Genomic DNA, 15,121 nt, shown 5'->3' on the forward strand with positions numbered 1-15,121 from the left:
CTTATTGCTTGCCGATGTTGGCGCGAATGATTTCCTTCGCGCGGGCGCGCGCCTGCTCGATGGCGCCGTCGCCGCTGGCGGCATTCTGCGTGTCCATTTCCTTGACGCGCGTGAGCGGCTCGCCGCCGGCGTGACGTGTATCGATCTCGACATTCATCGACAGGCCGATGCGCAGCGGATGATCCTGCAACTGCTTCGGGTCGAGCGCGATGCGCACCGGCACGCGCTGCACCACCTTGATCCAGTTGCCCGTGGCGTTCTGCGCCGGCAACAACGCGAAAGCCGCCCCCGTGCCAGCGCCCAGCCCGACGACATGGCCTGTGAACACGACCTTGCTGCCGTAGATGTCGGCCGTCATGCGTGCCTCCTGGCCGACGCGCATGTTGGAGAGCTGGCCTTCCTTGAAGTTGGCATCCACCCACAGGCTATCCAGCGGCACCACCGCCATCAGCGGCGTACCGGGCGCGACACGCTGGCCCACTTGCACATTGCGGCGAGCGATCTGGCCCGACACGGGCGCCACGACGTTGGCGCGCGACCATGCCAGCCATGTCTCTTCAAGCTTTGCAGCGGCGCGCTGCACCGTCGGGTACTGCTCGACCTGGGTGCCGTCGGTCAGCACGCGGTTGGCCGCCAGTTGTTCCTTGGCGGTGGCCAGAGCCGCTTCGGCCCCACGCAGCGCATCCCTGGCGTGATCGATCTCTTCGAGCGCGACAGCCCCGGTGCTGGCGATGGCCTCGCGACGCGCGATGTCCTGCCTGTAGCGATCGACTTCCGCCTGGCGCACGCGGATCTGTGCGTCATACGTGCTGTTGTTGGCAAACAGTGTGCGCACCTGGCGCACGGCTTCGGCCAGCGCAGCCTCGGCCTGGTCCACGGCCACCTTGGCGTCTGCGCGATCGAGGTCGACCAGCGGTGCGCCGGCCTTCACGATATCGGTGTCCTCGACGTGCACGGCCTGCACCGTACCGCCGACCTGCGGCGTGATCTGAATGACGTGTCCAGCCACGTAGGCGTCGTCGGTTGTCTCCAGGTAGCGGCTGTGAATGAACCAATAGATGCCATACACGATGCCGGCCAGCAGGAAAAGAATGACGAGGATGAGCATGCCGCGCTTGCGCTTGGTCGGGGCCAATGCTTCATCCTTCGTTGGGTTCGCTTGACTCATGAGTGTTGTTCTCCGGAAGGCGCCGAAAGCTCACCGCGCCGCGGTCTGCGTAAAGGGATTGTTGTCGGGAATAAAGCCGCCGCCCAGCGCCCGCGAGAGGCTGACGGCGGCATCGAGGCGTCGCGCGCGCAGGTCGATGTCGACGCGCTCGTGCGTCATGACAAGCATTTGTGCGCTCATCAACTGGATACGGCTGGACAAGCGCTGGCGCACGCGCGTCTCGACGAGCGCGACGCCCTGGCGTGCCGTGGCAACCGCCTCTTCGGCGCTCTGGCCCTGGCGCTCGGCGCCTTCCAGGCTGCGCGCCTGATCGGTGACTTCGCGCAGGGCGTCGACGAGCGTGGCGTTGTATTGCTCGACGGCCGCGTCGTAGTCGGCCTGCTTGACGCCCAGATCGGCACGCAGGCGCCCGCCTTCAAAGATCGGAATGCGGATCGACGGGCCGATGCCGTAGATGCGCGCCGCCGGCTCGAGCAGATTTTCGATGCCGATCGACTGGAAGCCGAGAAACGCCTTCAGGTTCACGGTCGGATAGAACGATGCGTGCGAGACATCCACCGCACGCGCCGCGGCCTCCACGTGCAAGCGACTGAGCGTCACGTCCGGGCGATTGGCCAGCAGGTCGGACGGCAGCACCGACGGCAAGCCGGCGTCGAGTCGATCCGGCAATTGCGGGCGGGTCAATTGCGCGCCGCGCTGCGGCCCCTTGCCGACCAGGGCGGCGAGCAGGTCGCGTTGCAGGCCGATGCGTTCGTCGAGCACCGCCCGTTCGGTCTTGAGCGTGGCCGTGCCCTGTTGTTGCAAGTTGCGGTCGAGTTCGGCGTCGAGTCCGGCCTTGATGCGGATCGCCTGCAAACGCTCGATGTCTTCGCGCGTGGCGATCATGCGATCGATCTGATCATGCTGGCGGAACAGGCGATCGAACTCGATCCACGCCCGCGCGATGCTCGTCGCTAGCGCAATGCGCGCGGCCTTGGCCTCGACCTCGGCAGCGGCCTGCTGCGCTTCAGCCCCCTTCAGCGCCGCACGGTACTTGCCCCACAGATCCAGCTCGAGACCTGCATCCCACGCCACGCGGTTGTCGGTGCGGTGCGCGCCCGCTAGCGGCGGCGGATAGATCCAGTTCTCGGACAAGCGCTGCTGCAGCGTATCGGCGTCCAGGCTCAGCGTCGGCATGGTGGCGCTCTGCGCCACGCCGGTGATGGACTGCGCGCGGCGGATGCGCGCATCGGCAATGCGCAGCGAGGGCGAATCGGCCAGCGCCTCATCGATGAGCGCATTGAGCTGCGGATCGCCCAGCGACCGCCAGAAGCCTTCGGCCGGCGCAGCAGTGCCGCGTGCCGCCACGGGGGCAGCGCCCAGCGTGTCCGGCTGCGCCAGCGTGGCGTGCGAACTGATGCCGCCGTCCGACGCGCACGCCGCCAGCACGGCCACCATGCTGATCAGCATGGCGAGGCGGAAAGGGGAGGATTTCATCGGAACTGACTCCATCGTTGTCATTCTTGTCGGCTGCCGTTGGCAACGATCCGCTGCAGCAAGCCCTTGAGCACATCCACTTCTTCCTGCGAAAAATCGCGCAAGTGGCAATTGAGCGCCGCCGCCCCGATCTCGCGCAGGACCGGGACCAACGCCTCACCGGCGTCAGTCAGCGCCAGTTGCACCACGCGGCGATCTTCCGTGGAGCGTTCCCGATGGATGAAGCCTTTCTCTTCCAGCCGGTCCAGCATGCGGGTCATCGAGCCGGTGTCGTAACCGTTGTCGCGGCAAAGATCCGCCGCCGTGCGCCCGCAGCCATGGGCGATGCGCATCAACATGACCCACTGCGCGCTGGTCAGATCGAGTTGGCGCCGCTGCAACTCGGCGTCGACAAAAGCACCCATCGCGTTTTTGGCGCGGCTGAGCAGGAAGCCGATGCTCTCGGGCGGGTGATAGGTTTCGGCGTTGAACAACATGGGCACACATTTGCATTGCAACAAAAGAGATCGTTGCCTCGGCATTTACTGCCTAGGCAGCTATTGCAGAGTGTGCAACATTCAATTGATAGACGTCAATTGTTTCGAATGGAAAGAAACTATCCCTACGTGAGCCCTGCCTCGGCGCGCAGACATCTGACAGACGCCGTCTGATCACGCTGCCGCTTTCCGTCCCTTGGTTTCCGGCCCGCCCGGGGCCGCGTATACTGTCGGGTTTTCCTGAAAACCCCGGATTTGCCATGAGTGCACGCATCATCGACGGCAACGCGTTGTCGCAGAAGGTTCGCGAGGACATCGCACAAGGCGCGGCGGAACTGATCAAGCAGGGTGTCCAGCCCTGCCTCGCCGTGATCCTCGTGGGCGACAACCCCGCCTCGGCGGTCTATGTCCGCAACAAGGTCAACGCCTGCGAAAAGGCGGGCTTTCGTTCGCTGAAGTTCACCTTCCCGGTCGAGGTCGCCCCGGACGAGGTGTTCGACAAGATCGCCGAGCTGAATGCCGACCCGAGCGTGCACGGCATCCTGGTCCAGTTGCCGTTGCCGCGTCAGTTCGATGAGAACAAGGTGCTCGAAGCCATCTCGCCGGAAAAAGACGTCGACGGCTTCCACGCCGAGAATTTCGGCCTGCTCCTGCAAGGCCGCAAGTCGTTCTATCCGTGCACGCCATGGGGCGTGATGAAAATGCTCGAAGCCGAGAACGTACAGCTCTCCGGCATGGAAGCCGTCGTCATCGGCCGCAGCAACATCGTCGGCAAGCCCATGGCCGTGATGCTGCTGTCGCAGGGTGCGACCGTCACGGTGTGCCACTCCAAGACCCGCGACCTGCACTTTCACACGCGCCGCGCCGACCTCGTCGTTGCCGCCATCGGCAAGCCCAGGTTCCTGACCGGCGACATGATCAAGCCGGGCGCGGTGGTCATCGACGTCGGCATCAACCGCCTGCCGGACGGCAAGCTGTGCGGCGACGTCGATTTCGAATCCGCCAGGGAAGTGGCTGGCGCGATCACGCCGGTACCGGGCGGTGTCGGTCCGATGACCATCACCATGCTGCTGGCCAACACGCTCGAATCCGCGCGGCGCGTCGCCGCTGCCAAGGCTTGAGGAACGGCGTCATGAGCAACTCACCCGTCGTCGGCATCGTCATGGGCTCCAACTCCGACTGGCCCACCCTGCAGGCCGCCGCACGCATCCTGCAAGAGTTCGGCGTGGCTTTCGAAGCGCGCGTCGTCTCCGCGCACCGCACGCCCGACCTGATGTTCGAATACGCCGAATCGGCGCGTTCGCGCGGCATCCAGGCCATCATCGCCGGCGCCGGCGGTGCGGCCCACCTGCCGGGCATGATCGCGGCCAAGACCACCGTGCCGGTGCTCGGCGTACCGGTGCAATCCAAAGCGCTGTCGGGGCTCGACTCGCTCTATTCGATCGTGCAGATGCCCAAGGGCATCCCGGTGGCGACCTTCGCCATCGGCGAAGCGGGTGCAGCCAACGCCGGCCTGTTCGCCGTGGCGATGCTGGCCAACCAATCGGATGAACTCGCCGACAAACTGGCGGCGTTCCGCCAGAAGCAGACCGACAGCGTGCTAGCGATGACGCTCGACCTGCCGCAATGATCCCGATTCACTCAGACGTGCAAGGCAACGCAACCCCATGATCCAGGCACCCGCCACGCTCGGCATGCTCGGCGGCGGCCAGTTGGGCCGCTTCTTCGTACTCGCCGCCCACGAAATGGGCTACAAGGTCTGGGTGCTCGACCCGGATGCCAACAGCCCGGCCGGCGTCGCGGCCGACCGTCACCTGCACGCGGCCTACGACGACTTCGAAGCCCTCGATGAGATGGCGCGCCACTGCGCCGCCATCACGACCGAATTCGAGAACGTGCCGGCTGGCACGCTGGAATACCTCGCCAAGTTCGTACCGGTGCATCCGTCCGCCGACGCCGTGGCGATCTGCCAGAACCGCGTGGCGGAGAAATCCTTCCTGCGCAGCAACGGCATCCCGCACGCGCCGTTCGCCGCCATCAACACCGAGGCAGACCTGCGCGAGGTCTCCGACGAACTCTTCCCCGCCATCCTCAAGGTGGCGCGCTTCGGCTATGACGGCAAGGGGCAGGCACGCGTGAAATCGCGCGAAGAAGCCATCTCAGCATTCCAGTCCTTCCAGAACGAAGGCTGTGTGCTGGAAAAAATGCTCTCGCTCGACTACGAAGTATCGGTCGTGCTGGCGCGCACCGAACAAGGCGACGTCCAGAGCTTCGCCCCGTCCGAGAACCTGCATACAAACGGCATTCTCGACGTTTCCACTTCGCCCCTGCGTTCGGGCGACGAAGCCACCATGAGCGAAGCCGTCGCGCTGGCCACACGCATTGCCGAACAGCTCGGCTACGTGGGCACGCTGGGCGTGGAATTCTTCGTTGCGGGCGGCACGCTGTACGTCAACGAGATGGCACCGCGTCCGCACAACAGCGGGCACTTCACGCTGGACGCCTGCATCACCGATCAGTTCGAACAGCAAGTGCGCGCCCTCACCGGCCTCCCGCTGGGTGACGCTCGTGCGCACAGCGCCTCGGTCATGGTGAACCTGCTTGGCGACGTCTGGTACGACGCCAGTCGCACCGGCGCCGACGCGCACGGGCTCTATCGCGAACCCGACTGGTCGCTGCTCACGCGCGAGCCCAATCTCAAGCTGCACCTGTACGGCAAGCATCACGCGCGCCCCGGCCGCAAGATGGGGCACTTCACGGTCGTGGACGCCGACCCGCAACGCGCGCATGACATCGCCATGGCCGCACGTCGCGCCATCGGCATCATCGACACCGAGTAAGCCGATGCGCGTCGCTCGACTGATGACGGCCTTCGCACTCGCGGTCTGCGTGTCAGGCGCGAGTGCCGCGACAATGGCGCCAGTCGAGATTCCGCCGGGCGAGCTGTCTTCGTCGTCAGCGCCATTGAAGGCGTTTCTCTTCACGCCCGACACAAAAGGCCCGCATCCGGCGGTGGTCATGATGCATGGCTGCGGCGGCGCCTACGCCGGCGATGGCGCACTCAATGCGCGCCACGCCATGTGGGGCGAGTACCTTGCCTCGCTCGGCTACGTCGCATTGATGGTCGACAGCTTCACGTCGCGCGGCGTGAAAGAGTTATGCACCATTCCGTTGGCGCAACGTCCGCTGAAAGAAGCCGACCGCACGGGCGACGCTTACGCTGCGCAAGCCTGGCTGCGCGGGCGCGCGGACGTCGACACCGCGCACATCGCCGTACTCGGCTGGTCGCACGGCGGCGGCGTAGTGCTCGATACGGTCGCCCGTCTGCCCAAGGGCGCAAAGGACAAAGGCGTGATGCCGTTCGCCGCTGCGGTGGCGTTCTATCCTGGATGCAGTGCGCGCGCGCGCCGTGCCGATCGATTCCATCCGAATGCACCACTGCTGGTGCTGATCGGCGAGGCCGACGACTGGACGCCCGCCGCGCCATGCGTATCGCTGGCAGAAACGCTCGCCGCGCGCGGCGAACCGATGCAGGTCGTGACCTACCCCGACACCTATCACGACTTCGACAACCCGGGCATCAAGCGCAAGCGCGTGCGCAGTGACGTGCCCAATGGCGTGCATCCGGGCCAGGGCGTCACGACCGCGCCGAATCCGGCCGCGCGCGAAGACGCCAGACAACGCGTGGCGACTTACTTCGCCGCGCACCTGAAGGCCAAGGCGCCGCAATGATCATCCGCCCGCCGACACCCGAGAACATCCGCGAAGCCGCCGCCATGCTGCGAGCCGGCAAACTCGTGGCGCTGCCGACCGAAACGGTCTATGGCCTCGGCGCCGACGCGTCTAACCCGGAAGCCGCGGGCCGCGTCTTCGCCGCCAAGAATCGCCCTGCCGACCACCCGCTGATCGTTCATCTGGCCGATGCCGCGCAAATGACGGAATGGGCGCGCGCCATCCCGAAAGAAGCGATTGCGCTCGCACGTGCCTTCTGGCCCGGCCCGCTGACGATGATCCTGCCGCGCGAGGCAGACGTGCCCGACGCAGTGACCGGCGGACAGGACACCGTCGGTCTGCGCGTACCCGATCACCCGGTCGCGCTCGCCTTGCTGCGCGCCTTCGGTGGCGGCATCGCCGCGCCGTCGGCCAACCGCTTCGGCCGCATCAGCCCGACCACCGCGCAACATGTCGAAGAAGAAGTCGGCCCGCACCTGGCGATGATTCTCGACGGCGGCCCGTGCACGGTCGGCATCGAATCGACCATCCTCGATCTGTCGCGTGGCGAACCGGTGATTCTGCGTCCCGGCATGATCGGCATCGACGCCATCGCGGCCGTCATCGGACGCCGCCCGCGCCTTCGTGGCCACACTGAAAACGCACCGCGCGTCTCGGGCTCTCTCGCTGCGCACTATGCGCCGCGCACGCCGATGAACATCGCCAGCGCCGTCGATCTGCATTCCGCAGGCGTCGACTGCGCTGTGCTCGCACACAGCGTCGCGCCGCAACCGGGCGCGGCCATGTGGATCACCGCACCGGCCGATGCACACGGATATGCGCACGGTCTGTACGCCAATCTGCGCGCGCTGGACGCCAGCGGCGCCACTCGTATTCTTCTGGAAACGTTGCCGGACGGCAGCGACTGGGACGCTGTGCGCGATCGCGTGGGCCGCGCCGTCGTCGGCTCGGGGGACGAGCAGGACGAGACCTGATCGAGGCGCCCACCCGGGGATCGGGCGGGCGCTATGCAATACGCGTGCGGTGGGTTATTTCTTCGGCAGCACCAGCATGCCGGCATCGAAACCGGCGCGCCGCAACTGGGTCTGGGCCGCAACGGCTTCCTCACGGTTCTTGAACGGGCCCAGCTCAACACGCGTTTCCACTCGCGCCGAAATCCCCTTCTGTTTGAGTCGCCGGACCAATTGGTCGGCATTCGCCGCGCTCGAAAAAACCCCGAGTTGAACGATGTACGTGCCCGCCGGCGCTGCCGCAGGCATGCGCTCGTCGCGCGTGACGTTTGTCGCTGGGCGTTGCTCGATGACCGCGGCGGACGCGGCCGCACTCGCGGCCCGCGGCGCAGCCGATGAGGGCGGCGCGATGGTCACGTCCGGCTTGCTCGACGCACTGTCCGTACGCGCCACCGGAGTGGGTGGCGCGGTCTCCTCCGGTTCGGGTTCGGCCACTGGTCCCTGCACCACGATGGGCGCAGAACCGATGGCCTGCGACGTCTCCGCCGCCAATGCGGCAATGGCGCCCGACTGCCCGTCGGAAAAACTCGGCCCGATCTGGGTCACCGTGCGCGCAGTCGCTGGCGGTTCAGGGCGTTGATTGCGTTCGACCAAAAGCAGCACCGCCAGCAACGCGACGATGAGGGCCGCAGCGACCACGCCGCGCGCCACGAGCTGGCGCTTGAGACGGCCCGGATCTTCAGTGTTCTCGCCGGCCTGTTCAGCCATCGATCAATCTCCTTCCTGCGGGGACGCAGCCAGCGCGCGCACCAGTTGAGCTTCGGATACAGAAATGCCGCAGCGCTCAGCGATGGTCAGCGAATCGAGGCCGCTTCGCGCCAGGCCGACGGCCTCGCCGTACTGCGGGGCGACGTGGACTGGCGTGCGCGGCATGTTCTCCAGCCGCTGGCGCAGTTGGCCGACTTCGGCCCGCAGCGTTTCCAGGTCATCGCGCAAGGCATCATTTTCCACACGCTGGGCGTCGAGCATCTGACGCAACTGGCGCAATTCGAGCGCAGCTTCGAATCCGCCTGCGACCGGCGCGGCAGCGGGCGCATTCACTGGGGCAATGGCGGGGCGGACCGCCGGCGCGGGGGCCGGTTGCGCAGGAGGCTGGGCGGGTTCGCGGTAGAACGCATCGAGAGAAGAGCGCGGCGCGCTCAGGCGCACCACGGCGTCGTTGTCCTCTTCGTCATCTTCGATGGCGTCCACGATATCGATGACGGGTTCCCGTGGGCGCGACAGTGCCGACACCTCGGGCCGCGTCGCTTCGATCGGCCCGCGACGGCCGCGGCGCGCGCGCGCGCTCACGCGCTGCCAGCGCCAGCCCAGCACCAGCAGGTAGATCGCCAGCAAGGCGATCAGACCAATGACGATTTCGCGCACGCCCACATTTGTCTCCAGATATCGGGCGCGCCGTCACCATGACGCATGCAACGCCCGCATTGTCACCGGCGCGATCATACTGCACAGTCTGCCCACCCCAACACCGGATTACGGGCGCTCAACGCCAGCATTTCACGCTCATGTACAGCATGTTCCTGATGAAGAAGATTCTGTCGGCGGTCCTGCTGCCGCCGATCATGCCGCTGCTCTTGATGGCGCTGGCGCTGGCAGTGCGCGAATGGCGTCCGCGCACCGGCCGGTGGCTGTCGTGGATTGCGCTTGCCGTGTTGGTGGCGTTCTCGACCCCGGCCACCGTCGATCTGATGACGCGGCCGCTGGAACGCTTTGAAGTCGCCACGCCCGAGCAGATCAGCCAGACGCAGGCCATCGTGATCCTGGCCGGTGGCAAGCGCGGTTACGCACCGGAGTTCACCGGCTCGGCGCCGAGCCGCCTGACGCTCGAACGCCTCCGCTACGGCGCGCTGGTGGCGCGGCGCAGCGGGCTACCTGTATTGGTCAGCGGCGGCGCACCGACCGGACAGAAACCGGAATCCGTGCTGATGGCCGAATCGCTGCGCGAGGACTTCCATATCCCCGTGAAGTGGATGGAGACCGACTCGCTCGACACGCACGACAATGCGGTCAATTCAGCCGAGATCCTCAAGCGCGCCGGCATCACGCGCGTCACGCTCGTCACGCATGCCGCTCACATGTGGCGCTCGGTCAATGAGTTCACCGCGCAGGGGATTGAAGTACTGCCCGCGCCGACGGCCTTCCTCACCGGCGGCTCGTTCGGAGAAGAATTTTTCCGCTACATCCCCAACATCACCAGCACCTACGCCGGCTGGTACGCCGCGCATGAATGGGTGGGACTGTGGGCGCAGTGGCTGCGCGAGAGGTTCTGACGCTCATTCCGATGACATGCGCGCGGTGCAAAGTCCGCCCGCCCTCGCATTCGTCGCTCAGGCCACGACGTCCGGCTGCACCAGTGTCACGGCCCGCTGTGCGCGCACTTTGCGATGCGCGCGGCGGGCATGCTTGACCCATCCGAGCCAGCGCCAGCGCGAGTACATCATCGCGCCGCGGGTCCATTCGTCCGCCGCGAAGGCGAGCCATACGCCGAACAGGCCCCAACCCAGGTGCACGCCGAGCAGCCACGCCAGCCCGACGCCGACGATGTACATGGAGAACACGCCGCAGGCGACGGGGAAACGCGCGTCGCCCGTGGCGCGCAATCCGTTGATGACCACCAGGTTGAAGGTGCGGCCGGGTTCGAGCACCACCACCACCCATAGCAGGCGGGCGCCCATGTCGATGATATGCGGGTCGTCCGAGAAAAAGCCCATCACCGCGCGACCGCACAGCGCCACCAGCAACGCAAAGCTCACCGCCACCATCAGGCCGATGCGCAGCGCCTTGCGCACCAGGCGGTCGGCATCGCCCAACTGGCCCGCACCGATGTGGTGGCCCACCACGATCTCGGTGCCGAATCCGATCGCCAGGCTCGACAGCAGGATGAAATAGGTGATCTGCAGCATGTAGGTGTGCGTCGCCAGCGGCAAGGCGCCCATGCCGGCGACGAACGAAAGAATGATGGTGAAGCTGGTCCGATAAGCGATCTGCTCGCCTGCGCCCGGCAGGCCGATGTGCAGGATTTCGCCCAGCGACTGCCGACGCACGCGCCACCAGTCGGTCAAACGCGGCACGATCGACAGGCGTCGCCGCCACAGCCACACATACATGCCCAGCGCGGCCAGACGCGAGGCGATGAACGCCACGCCGATGCCGACCAGTCCCGCACGCGGCAGGCCCCACCATCCGAAGATCAGCGGCAGCCCGATCGAGACGGCCACGATGTGCATGCACAACATCAGGCGCATCGTGTCGCGCGTGAAGGTGTAAGCGCGCAGGACCGACGCCATGGTCGTATTGAGCGCTTCGAACGCGAGCATCACGCCGAGAATGACGAGGTACGGCTGGGCCGAGCTCATCAGCTCTTCGGGCGTATCCATCAGCCGCAGCAGCGGCCGCGCACCGAGAGCCACGATCACCGCGGCAATCACGCCCATCCACCAGGCCGCGGCAAGACTGGCGCGCGAAATGCGTTCGGCACCCACGCCATCGCGCGCGCCGAGGTATTGCGTGATGACCACGCTGGCACCGACACCGACGAGACGGAAGACGATCATGAAGAACATCATGATCTGGTTGGAAATACCGAAGGCCGCCGCCGTAGCGTCGGACACGCGCGCGGTGAGCCAGATGAACAGCAAACCGACGGATGCATGCAGCAGGTGTTCGGACAGAATCGGCCAGGTGATCTGGAAGAGCCGGGGCCGGGGCGGCAGCGCGCGGGGCATTTTCTGAGGTGCGTCAGCGGAATTCGCTATTGTAGGAAAACGCTTGCCCTGGCGCGGCAAAGAATGGGGGCGCCATGATCGAGCGCAGCCTTCTGGGAGTGCGGCGAGCGGGATACAGCCGGATACATCCTGACGACCGGCGCGCGACGCGCTCAACGGCAAAATCCCGTATCCTTGGCGAGCTTTTCGTACCGTACCCCGTACAAGGAACCTCATGAAAACCCTGATTGCCGCAGTCACGCTTGCGCTCACCATCCCCGCCGCCCTGGCTGCGGACATGACCGAAGACCAGAAGACGCTCTACGCCGTGGGCCTCTTCATGGGCCGCCAGGCCGCCATGTTCAACTTCACGCCCGCCGAAATGGAATTCGTGAAGAAGGGCCTGTCGGACTCCGTGGCGGGCGGCAAGCCGGCTGTAAACCTCGAAGAATACGGTCCCAAGATCCAGCAACTGGCCATGCAGCGCCACCAGGCCATGGCCGACAAGGCCGCCGCCGACGGCAAGGCTCAACTGGAAAAGGCCGCCAAGGAAAAGGGCGCGGTCAAGACCGCTTCGGGCCTGGTGTACCTGTCGGTCAAGGAAGGCTCGGGCGCACAGCCCAAGGCCAACGACACGGTCAAGGTGAACTACCGCGGCACGACGCCTGACGGCAAGGAGTTCGACAGCTCCTACAAGCGCAACGAACCGGCCGAGTTCCCGCTCAACGGCGTGATCAAGTGCTGGACCGAAGGCGTGGCGAAGATGAAGGTCGGCGGCAAGGCCAAGCTGACCTGCCCGGCCGCGCTGGCATACGGCGAACAAAGCCCGAGCCCGGACATTCCCCCGAACTCGACGCTGACCTTCGACATCGAGCTGCTCAGCGTGACGCCGGCTCCGGCCCCCGCCAAGGCACCGGCCGCCCCCGCCGCGCCGGCAAAGAAGTAAGATCGACCTGCTTCATCGGCTGCGCGCGCCGCGGGACCTCACAGCCCGGCGCGCGCGCCATCTCCATGCACCACCCAGGTGCAGCATGCCCCGGAACGGTGCGCACTGCCAAAAACGCAACACTCCTGATGGGCATCGGCGCATAAGCGTCATCGCTCAGCCGCAACAAAGTCCTCCTTTCTGCACCATTTTCGCGTACCGACCGTGACGGGTGCCAATACGTGCCGCATGCAGGCGCATGGCATATCGCGCGGCGGGCACCGCGTCGACGCATTCCGTTTGACGTATCTGGCCTATTGCCAAAGGCATGGCGCCCCCTTCCTAGAATCGGCTCGCTGCTGACGATTTCACGCGGGATTCGCGCAGCGGATTTTCCACCGATCTCACAGAAGGGTTTTGTCATGACTTTCAGGAAAGCGCTGTGCATCGCAGCGGAACTGGCTTCGGTTTCGATGGCAGCATCGGCTGCCGACTGGAGCGACACGTCGATCAGCTATCGCTACGGCAACAAGTTCTCGGAGCCGGGCATCGACAAGGACATCTCGAAGGACATCATCGGCCTGACGCACGTCGACGGCTTCAAGTACGGCAGCAACTTCTTCAACGTCGACATCCTGATCTCCGACCAGAACGATCCGCAGGCCAACGGCACCAGCGGTGCGCAGGAAATCTACGTGGTGTATGCCAACCAGTTGCACTTCACCAAGGTCACCGGCAAGACGCTCGATCTAGGCGTCATCAAGGACTTCGCCTGGAGCACGGGCTTCGATCTCAATTCGAAGAACACGGAGTTCGCGCCGAAGGTGCGTAAGTTCATCACCGGCCCGGTGATCAAGTTCGGTTTCCCGTTCGGCTGGGCCGACCTCGGCCTGATGTACTACAAGGAGAAAAACCACAATGGCATCGTCGGCACCAACGTCAACTTCGATGCGACCTACCGCATCGCCGCGGCGTGGGGCTTCAACTTCGCGGCCGGCCCGGTGCCGCTGGAACTGAACGGCTTCTTCAACTACACCGGGGAAAAGGGCAAGGATGGTTTCGGTACCGACACCAAGCCGGAGACCTGGACGAACATCTTCCTGATGGTCGACGTAGGCCAGATGGCGGGACTGGGCAAGCACACGCTGCTCGTGGGGCCGGGCTACGAATACGTGAAGAACAAGTTCGGCTCCTCGCCGCCGACGTCGGGGACCAAGACCAGCACGGCGATGATCAAGGGCGAGTGGCACTTCTGATCCTGTCACCTGCAGATGACCAACGACAGGGGCGCCCAGGCGCCCCTTGTCTTGGCGGCCGCACGCACTGGACTGGCGCAGTCATTGCTTAGTGAAGGCAGCCAGAGGCGGTACGCGTGCGCCCATGCGCCGCGATATGCCTCAAGAAGAACTCAATGAACATGTCCGCGCCACTTCCACATCCGTTGCTCGCGCCCCAGACGCACGCCGAAGGCTGGCGCGCGCGCCTGACGCTCGACTTCGAACGACGCCAGTCGCGCAGCGTGCTCGCGCGCCGTCTGCACGATGGGCCGCTGGTCGTGCAAAAGCCGCTCTACCCCGAAGGCGACGACATCTGCCACGCCGTACTCGTGCACCCGCCGGGCGGCATCGTCAGCGGCGACCAGTTGCGCATCGACGTGACTGCGCACGCGGGCGCTCACGCGCTCATCACAACCCCTGGCGCGACCAAGTGGTATCGCAGCCTCGGCCCCATCTCGTCGCAGACCGTCAACATCAATGTCGATGCCAACGCCATCGTCGAATGGTTGCCGCAAGAGAACATCGTCTTCGACGCCGCGCGCGCGACGATGCGCACGCATCTATCGCTGACCGGCAACGCGCGTCTGATGGGCTGGGAGATCGCCTGCCTGGGCCGGCAGGCGTCGGGCGAACGCTTCGCGCGCGGAGAGCTCGGCCAATCGATCGATCTGTGCGTCGACGGCGAACTGGCGTGGTGTGAGCGCATGCGTTTGAGCGGCGATGACGCACTCATGCAATCGCCCGCCGGGCTGGCCGGCAACACCGTATTCGGCACGATGTGGCTGGCCGGCTGTGCGCCGGATCGCATCTTGCTCGAACGCCTGCGCGAGCCGGTCTTTGTCCACGGTACGGCGGCTACGACCGCATTGCCGCGGGTGACGCTGGTCCGCGCCATGTCGCATTCGAGCGAAGCGCTGCGCGCCTACTTTGCCACGCTATGGGAATGCGCCCGCCCCTATTGGCTGCAGCGCCCCGCCCGCCGCCCCCGGATCTGGGCGACGTAAACCAACATGACAATCGGATTGACCGCTGGAGAGACTGCATGGAACTGACACCCCGCGAAAAAGACAAGCTGCTGATCTTCACCGCCGCCCTGCTCGCCGAACGGCGCCGCGCTCGCGGCCTCAAACTCAACTATCCAGAGGCGGTGGCGTACATCTCCGCGGCCATCATGGAAGGGGCACGCGACGGTCGTCGCGTGGCGGATCTGATGAGCTATGGCACGACCCTGCTCACGCGTGACGATGTCATGGACGGCGTGGCGGAGATGATCCCGGAGATCCAGGTCGAGGCCACCTTCCCTGACGGCACGAAGCTGGTCACCGTCCATCACCCCATCGTCTGAACTCGTAC

The 15,121-nt window shown here is 65.7% G+C and carries 16 protein-coding genes; 10 read left to right on the forward strand and 6 right to left on the reverse strand.

Features of this window, described 5'->3' with window-relative positions; genetic code table 11:
• Position 1: 1 nt before the first annotated feature.
• From ACDA63_RS08985 to ACDA63_RS08995, 3 genes are read right to left on the reverse strand one after another with little or no spacing between them, the layout of a single operon-like run.
• A complete protein-coding gene (locus ACDA63_RS08985) occupies positions 2-1,168 on the reverse strand; it encodes an efflux RND transporter periplasmic adaptor subunit (RefSeq protein ID WP_373662885.1) in 1,167 nt (388 codons plus the stop codon).
• 30 nt (positions 1,169-1,198) lie between these two features.
• Positions 1,199-2,644, reverse strand: coding sequence for an efflux transporter outer membrane subunit (locus tag ACDA63_RS08990; RefSeq protein WP_373662886.1), 1,446 nt, complete (start codon positions 2,642-2,644; stop codon positions 1,199-1,201).
• 20 nt (positions 2,645-2,664) lie between these two features.
• Positions 2,665-3,120: a MarR family winged helix-turn-helix transcriptional regulator gene (locus tag ACDA63_RS08995; RefSeq protein WP_373662887.1), complete on the reverse strand. Its 456-nt coding sequence runs from the start codon at positions 3,118-3,120 to the stop codon at positions 2,665-2,667.
• Between the two features lie 260 nt (positions 3,121-3,380).
• On the opposite strand from ACDA63_RS08995, the gene folD reads away from it, so the two are divergent.
• The 5 genes from folD to ACDA63_RS09020 are packed head-to-tail and all read left to right on the forward strand — an operon-like array spanning position 3,381 to position 7,826.
• Complete coding sequence (gene folD / locus ACDA63_RS09000; protein ID WP_373662888.1) at positions 3,381-4,241, forward strand: bifunctional methylenetetrahydrofolate dehydrogenase/methenyltetrahydrofolate cyclohydrolase FolD; 861 nt, start codon at positions 3,381-3,383, stop codon at positions 4,239-4,241.
• Positions 4,242-4,252: 11 nt separating this feature from the next.
• Positions 4,253-4,750, forward strand: a complete 498-nt coding sequence (purE, locus tag ACDA63_RS09005; protein WP_373662889.1) for a 5-(carboxyamino)imidazole ribonucleotide mutase — start codon at positions 4,253-4,255, stop codon at positions 4,748-4,750.
• A 37-nt stretch (positions 4,751-4,787) separates the two neighbouring features.
• A complete protein-coding gene (locus tag ACDA63_RS09010; protein WP_373662890.1) occupies positions 4,788-5,960 on the forward strand; it encodes a 5-(carboxyamino)imidazole ribonucleotide synthase in 1,173 nt (390 codons plus the stop codon).
• Positions 5,961-5,964: 4 nt separating this feature from the next.
• Positions 5,965-6,852 carry a dienelactone hydrolase family protein gene (locus ACDA63_RS09015; RefSeq protein WP_373662891.1) on the forward strand — a complete coding sequence of 296 codons (888 nt, stop codon included), beginning with the start codon at positions 5,965-5,967 and terminating at the stop codon, positions 6,850-6,852.
• On the forward strand, positions 6,849-7,826 hold the full coding sequence (locus ACDA63_RS09020) for an L-threonylcarbamoyladenylate synthase (protein ID WP_373662892.1): 978 nt from the start codon (positions 6,849-6,851) through the stop codon (positions 7,824-7,826). Before ACDA63_RS09015 ends, ACDA63_RS09020 begins: the two co-directional genes overlap by 4 nt.
• 54 nt (positions 7,827-7,880) lie before the next feature.
• Here ACDA63_RS09020 and ACDA63_RS09025 read toward each other — a convergent pair whose 3' ends face one another.
• Positions 7,881-8,570 (reverse strand): SPOR domain-containing protein, encoded by a 690-nt coding sequence (locus tag ACDA63_RS09025; protein WP_373662893.1) that lies wholly within the window; start codon positions 8,568-8,570, stop codon positions 7,881-7,883.
• Positions 8,571-8,573: 3 nt separating this feature from the next.
• The gene (locus ACDA63_RS09030) at positions 8,574-9,233 is read right to left on the reverse strand and encodes a DUF2802 domain-containing protein (protein ID WP_373662894.1); all 660 of its coding nucleotides are present in this window, start codon (positions 9,231-9,233) and stop codon (positions 8,574-8,576) included.
• Positions 9,234-9,367: 134 nt separating this feature from the next.
• On the opposite strand from ACDA63_RS09030, the gene ACDA63_RS09035 reads away from it, so the two are divergent.
• Positions 9,368-10,132 carry a YdcF family protein gene (locus ACDA63_RS09035; RefSeq protein ID WP_373662895.1) on the forward strand — a complete coding sequence of 255 codons (765 nt, stop codon included), beginning with the start codon at positions 9,368-9,370 and terminating at the stop codon, positions 10,130-10,132.
• A gap of 57 nt (positions 10,133-10,189) precedes the next feature.
• Here the strand turns inward: ACDA63_RS09035 and ACDA63_RS09040 are convergent, their stop codons facing one another.
• The gene (locus tag ACDA63_RS09040) at positions 10,190-11,587 is read right to left on the reverse strand and encodes an MATE family efflux transporter (RefSeq protein ID WP_373662896.1); all 1,398 of its coding nucleotides are present in this window, start codon (positions 11,585-11,587) and stop codon (positions 10,190-10,192) included.
• Positions 11,588-11,801: 214 nt separating this feature from the next.
• Between ACDA63_RS09040 and ACDA63_RS09045 the strand changes: the two genes are divergently transcribed.
• The 4 genes from ACDA63_RS09045 to ureA all read left to right on the forward strand — a co-directional run bounded on the left by ACDA63_RS09045 (position 11,802) and on the right by ureA (position 15,113).
• Positions 11,802-12,512: an FKBP-type peptidyl-prolyl cis-trans isomerase gene (locus ACDA63_RS09045; protein ID WP_373662897.1), complete on the forward strand. Its 711-nt coding sequence runs from the start codon at positions 11,802-11,804 to the stop codon at positions 12,510-12,512.
• 401 nt (positions 12,513-12,913) lie between these two features.
• The gene (locus ACDA63_RS09050; RefSeq protein WP_373662898.1) at positions 12,914-13,747 is read left to right on the forward strand and encodes a hypothetical protein; all 834 of its coding nucleotides are present in this window, start codon (positions 12,914-12,916) and stop codon (positions 13,745-13,747) included.
• Between the two features lie 161 nt (positions 13,748-13,908).
• Positions 13,909-14,772 carry an urease accessory protein UreD gene (locus ACDA63_RS09055; protein ID WP_373662899.1) on the forward strand — a complete coding sequence of 288 codons (864 nt, stop codon included), beginning with the start codon at positions 13,909-13,911 and terminating at the stop codon, positions 14,770-14,772.
• Positions 14,773-14,810: 38 nt separating this feature from the next.
• The gene (ureA, locus tag ACDA63_RS09060; protein WP_373662900.1) at positions 14,811-15,113 is read left to right on the forward strand and encodes an urease subunit gamma; all 303 of its coding nucleotides are present in this window, start codon (positions 14,811-14,813) and stop codon (positions 15,111-15,113) included.
• Positions 15,114-15,121 lie beyond the last annotated feature (8 nt).

Origin of the sequence: Uliginosibacterium sp. sgz301328, from assembly GCF_041807905.1 — a bacterium.
Lineage (GTDB): Bacteria > Pseudomonadota > Gammaproteobacteria > Burkholderiales > Rhodocyclaceae > JBGVSA01.

Excerpts from the sequence above, each read along its gene's own strand:
- ACDA63_RS09045 (WP_373662897.1), top strand. The coding sequence starts at position 11,802 with ATGAAAACCCTGATTGCCGCAGTCACGCTTGCGCTCACCATCCCCGCC.
- ACDA63_RS09055 (WP_373662899.1), top strand. The coding sequence starts at position 13,909 with ATGTCCGCGCCACTTCCACATCCGTTGCTCGCGCCCCAGACGCACGCC.
- ACDA63_RS09025 (WP_373662893.1), bottom strand. The coding sequence starts at position 8,570 with ATGGCTGAACAGGCCGGCGAGAACACTGAAGATCCGGGCCGTCTCAAG.
- ACDA63_RS09040 (WP_373662896.1), bottom strand. The coding sequence starts at position 11,587 with ATGCCCCGCGCGCTGCCGCCCCGGCCCCGGCTCTTCCAGATCACCTGG.
- purE (WP_373662889.1), top strand. The coding sequence starts at position 4,253 with ATGAGCAACTCACCCGTCGTCGGCATCGTCATGGGCTCCAACTCCGAC.
- ACDA63_RS08995 (WP_373662887.1), bottom strand. The coding sequence starts at position 3,120 with ATGTTGTTCAACGCCGAAACCTATCACCCGCCCGAGAGCATCGGCTTC.
- ACDA63_RS08990 (WP_373662886.1), bottom strand. The coding sequence starts at position 2,644 with ATGAAATCCTCCCCTTTCCGCCTCGCCATGCTGATCAGCATGGTGGCC.
- ACDA63_RS09035 (WP_373662895.1), top strand. The coding sequence starts at position 9,368 with ATGTACAGCATGTTCCTGATGAAGAAGATTCTGTCGGCGGTCCTGCTG.
- ureA (WP_373662900.1), top strand. The coding sequence starts at position 14,811 with ATGGAACTGACACCCCGCGAAAAAGACAAGCTGCTGATCTTCACCGCC.
- ACDA63_RS09050 (WP_373662898.1), top strand. The coding sequence starts at position 12,914 with ATGACTTTCAGGAAAGCGCTGTGCATCGCAGCGGAACTGGCTTCGGTT.
- ACDA63_RS08985 (WP_373662885.1), bottom strand. The coding sequence starts at position 1,168 with ATGAGTCAAGCGAACCCAACGAAGGATGAAGCATTGGCCCCGACCAAG.
- ACDA63_RS09020 (WP_373662892.1), top strand. The coding sequence starts at position 6,849 with ATGATCATCCGCCCGCCGACACCCGAGAACATCCGCGAAGCCGCCGCC.
- ACDA63_RS09010 (WP_373662890.1), top strand. The coding sequence starts at position 4,788 with ATGATCCAGGCACCCGCCACGCTCGGCATGCTCGGCGGCGGCCAGTTG.
- folD (WP_373662888.1), top strand. The coding sequence starts at position 3,381 with ATGAGTGCACGCATCATCGACGGCAACGCGTTGTCGCAGAAGGTTCGC.
- ACDA63_RS09015 (WP_373662891.1), top strand. The coding sequence starts at position 5,965 with ATGCGCGTCGCTCGACTGATGACGGCCTTCGCACTCGCGGTCTGCGTG.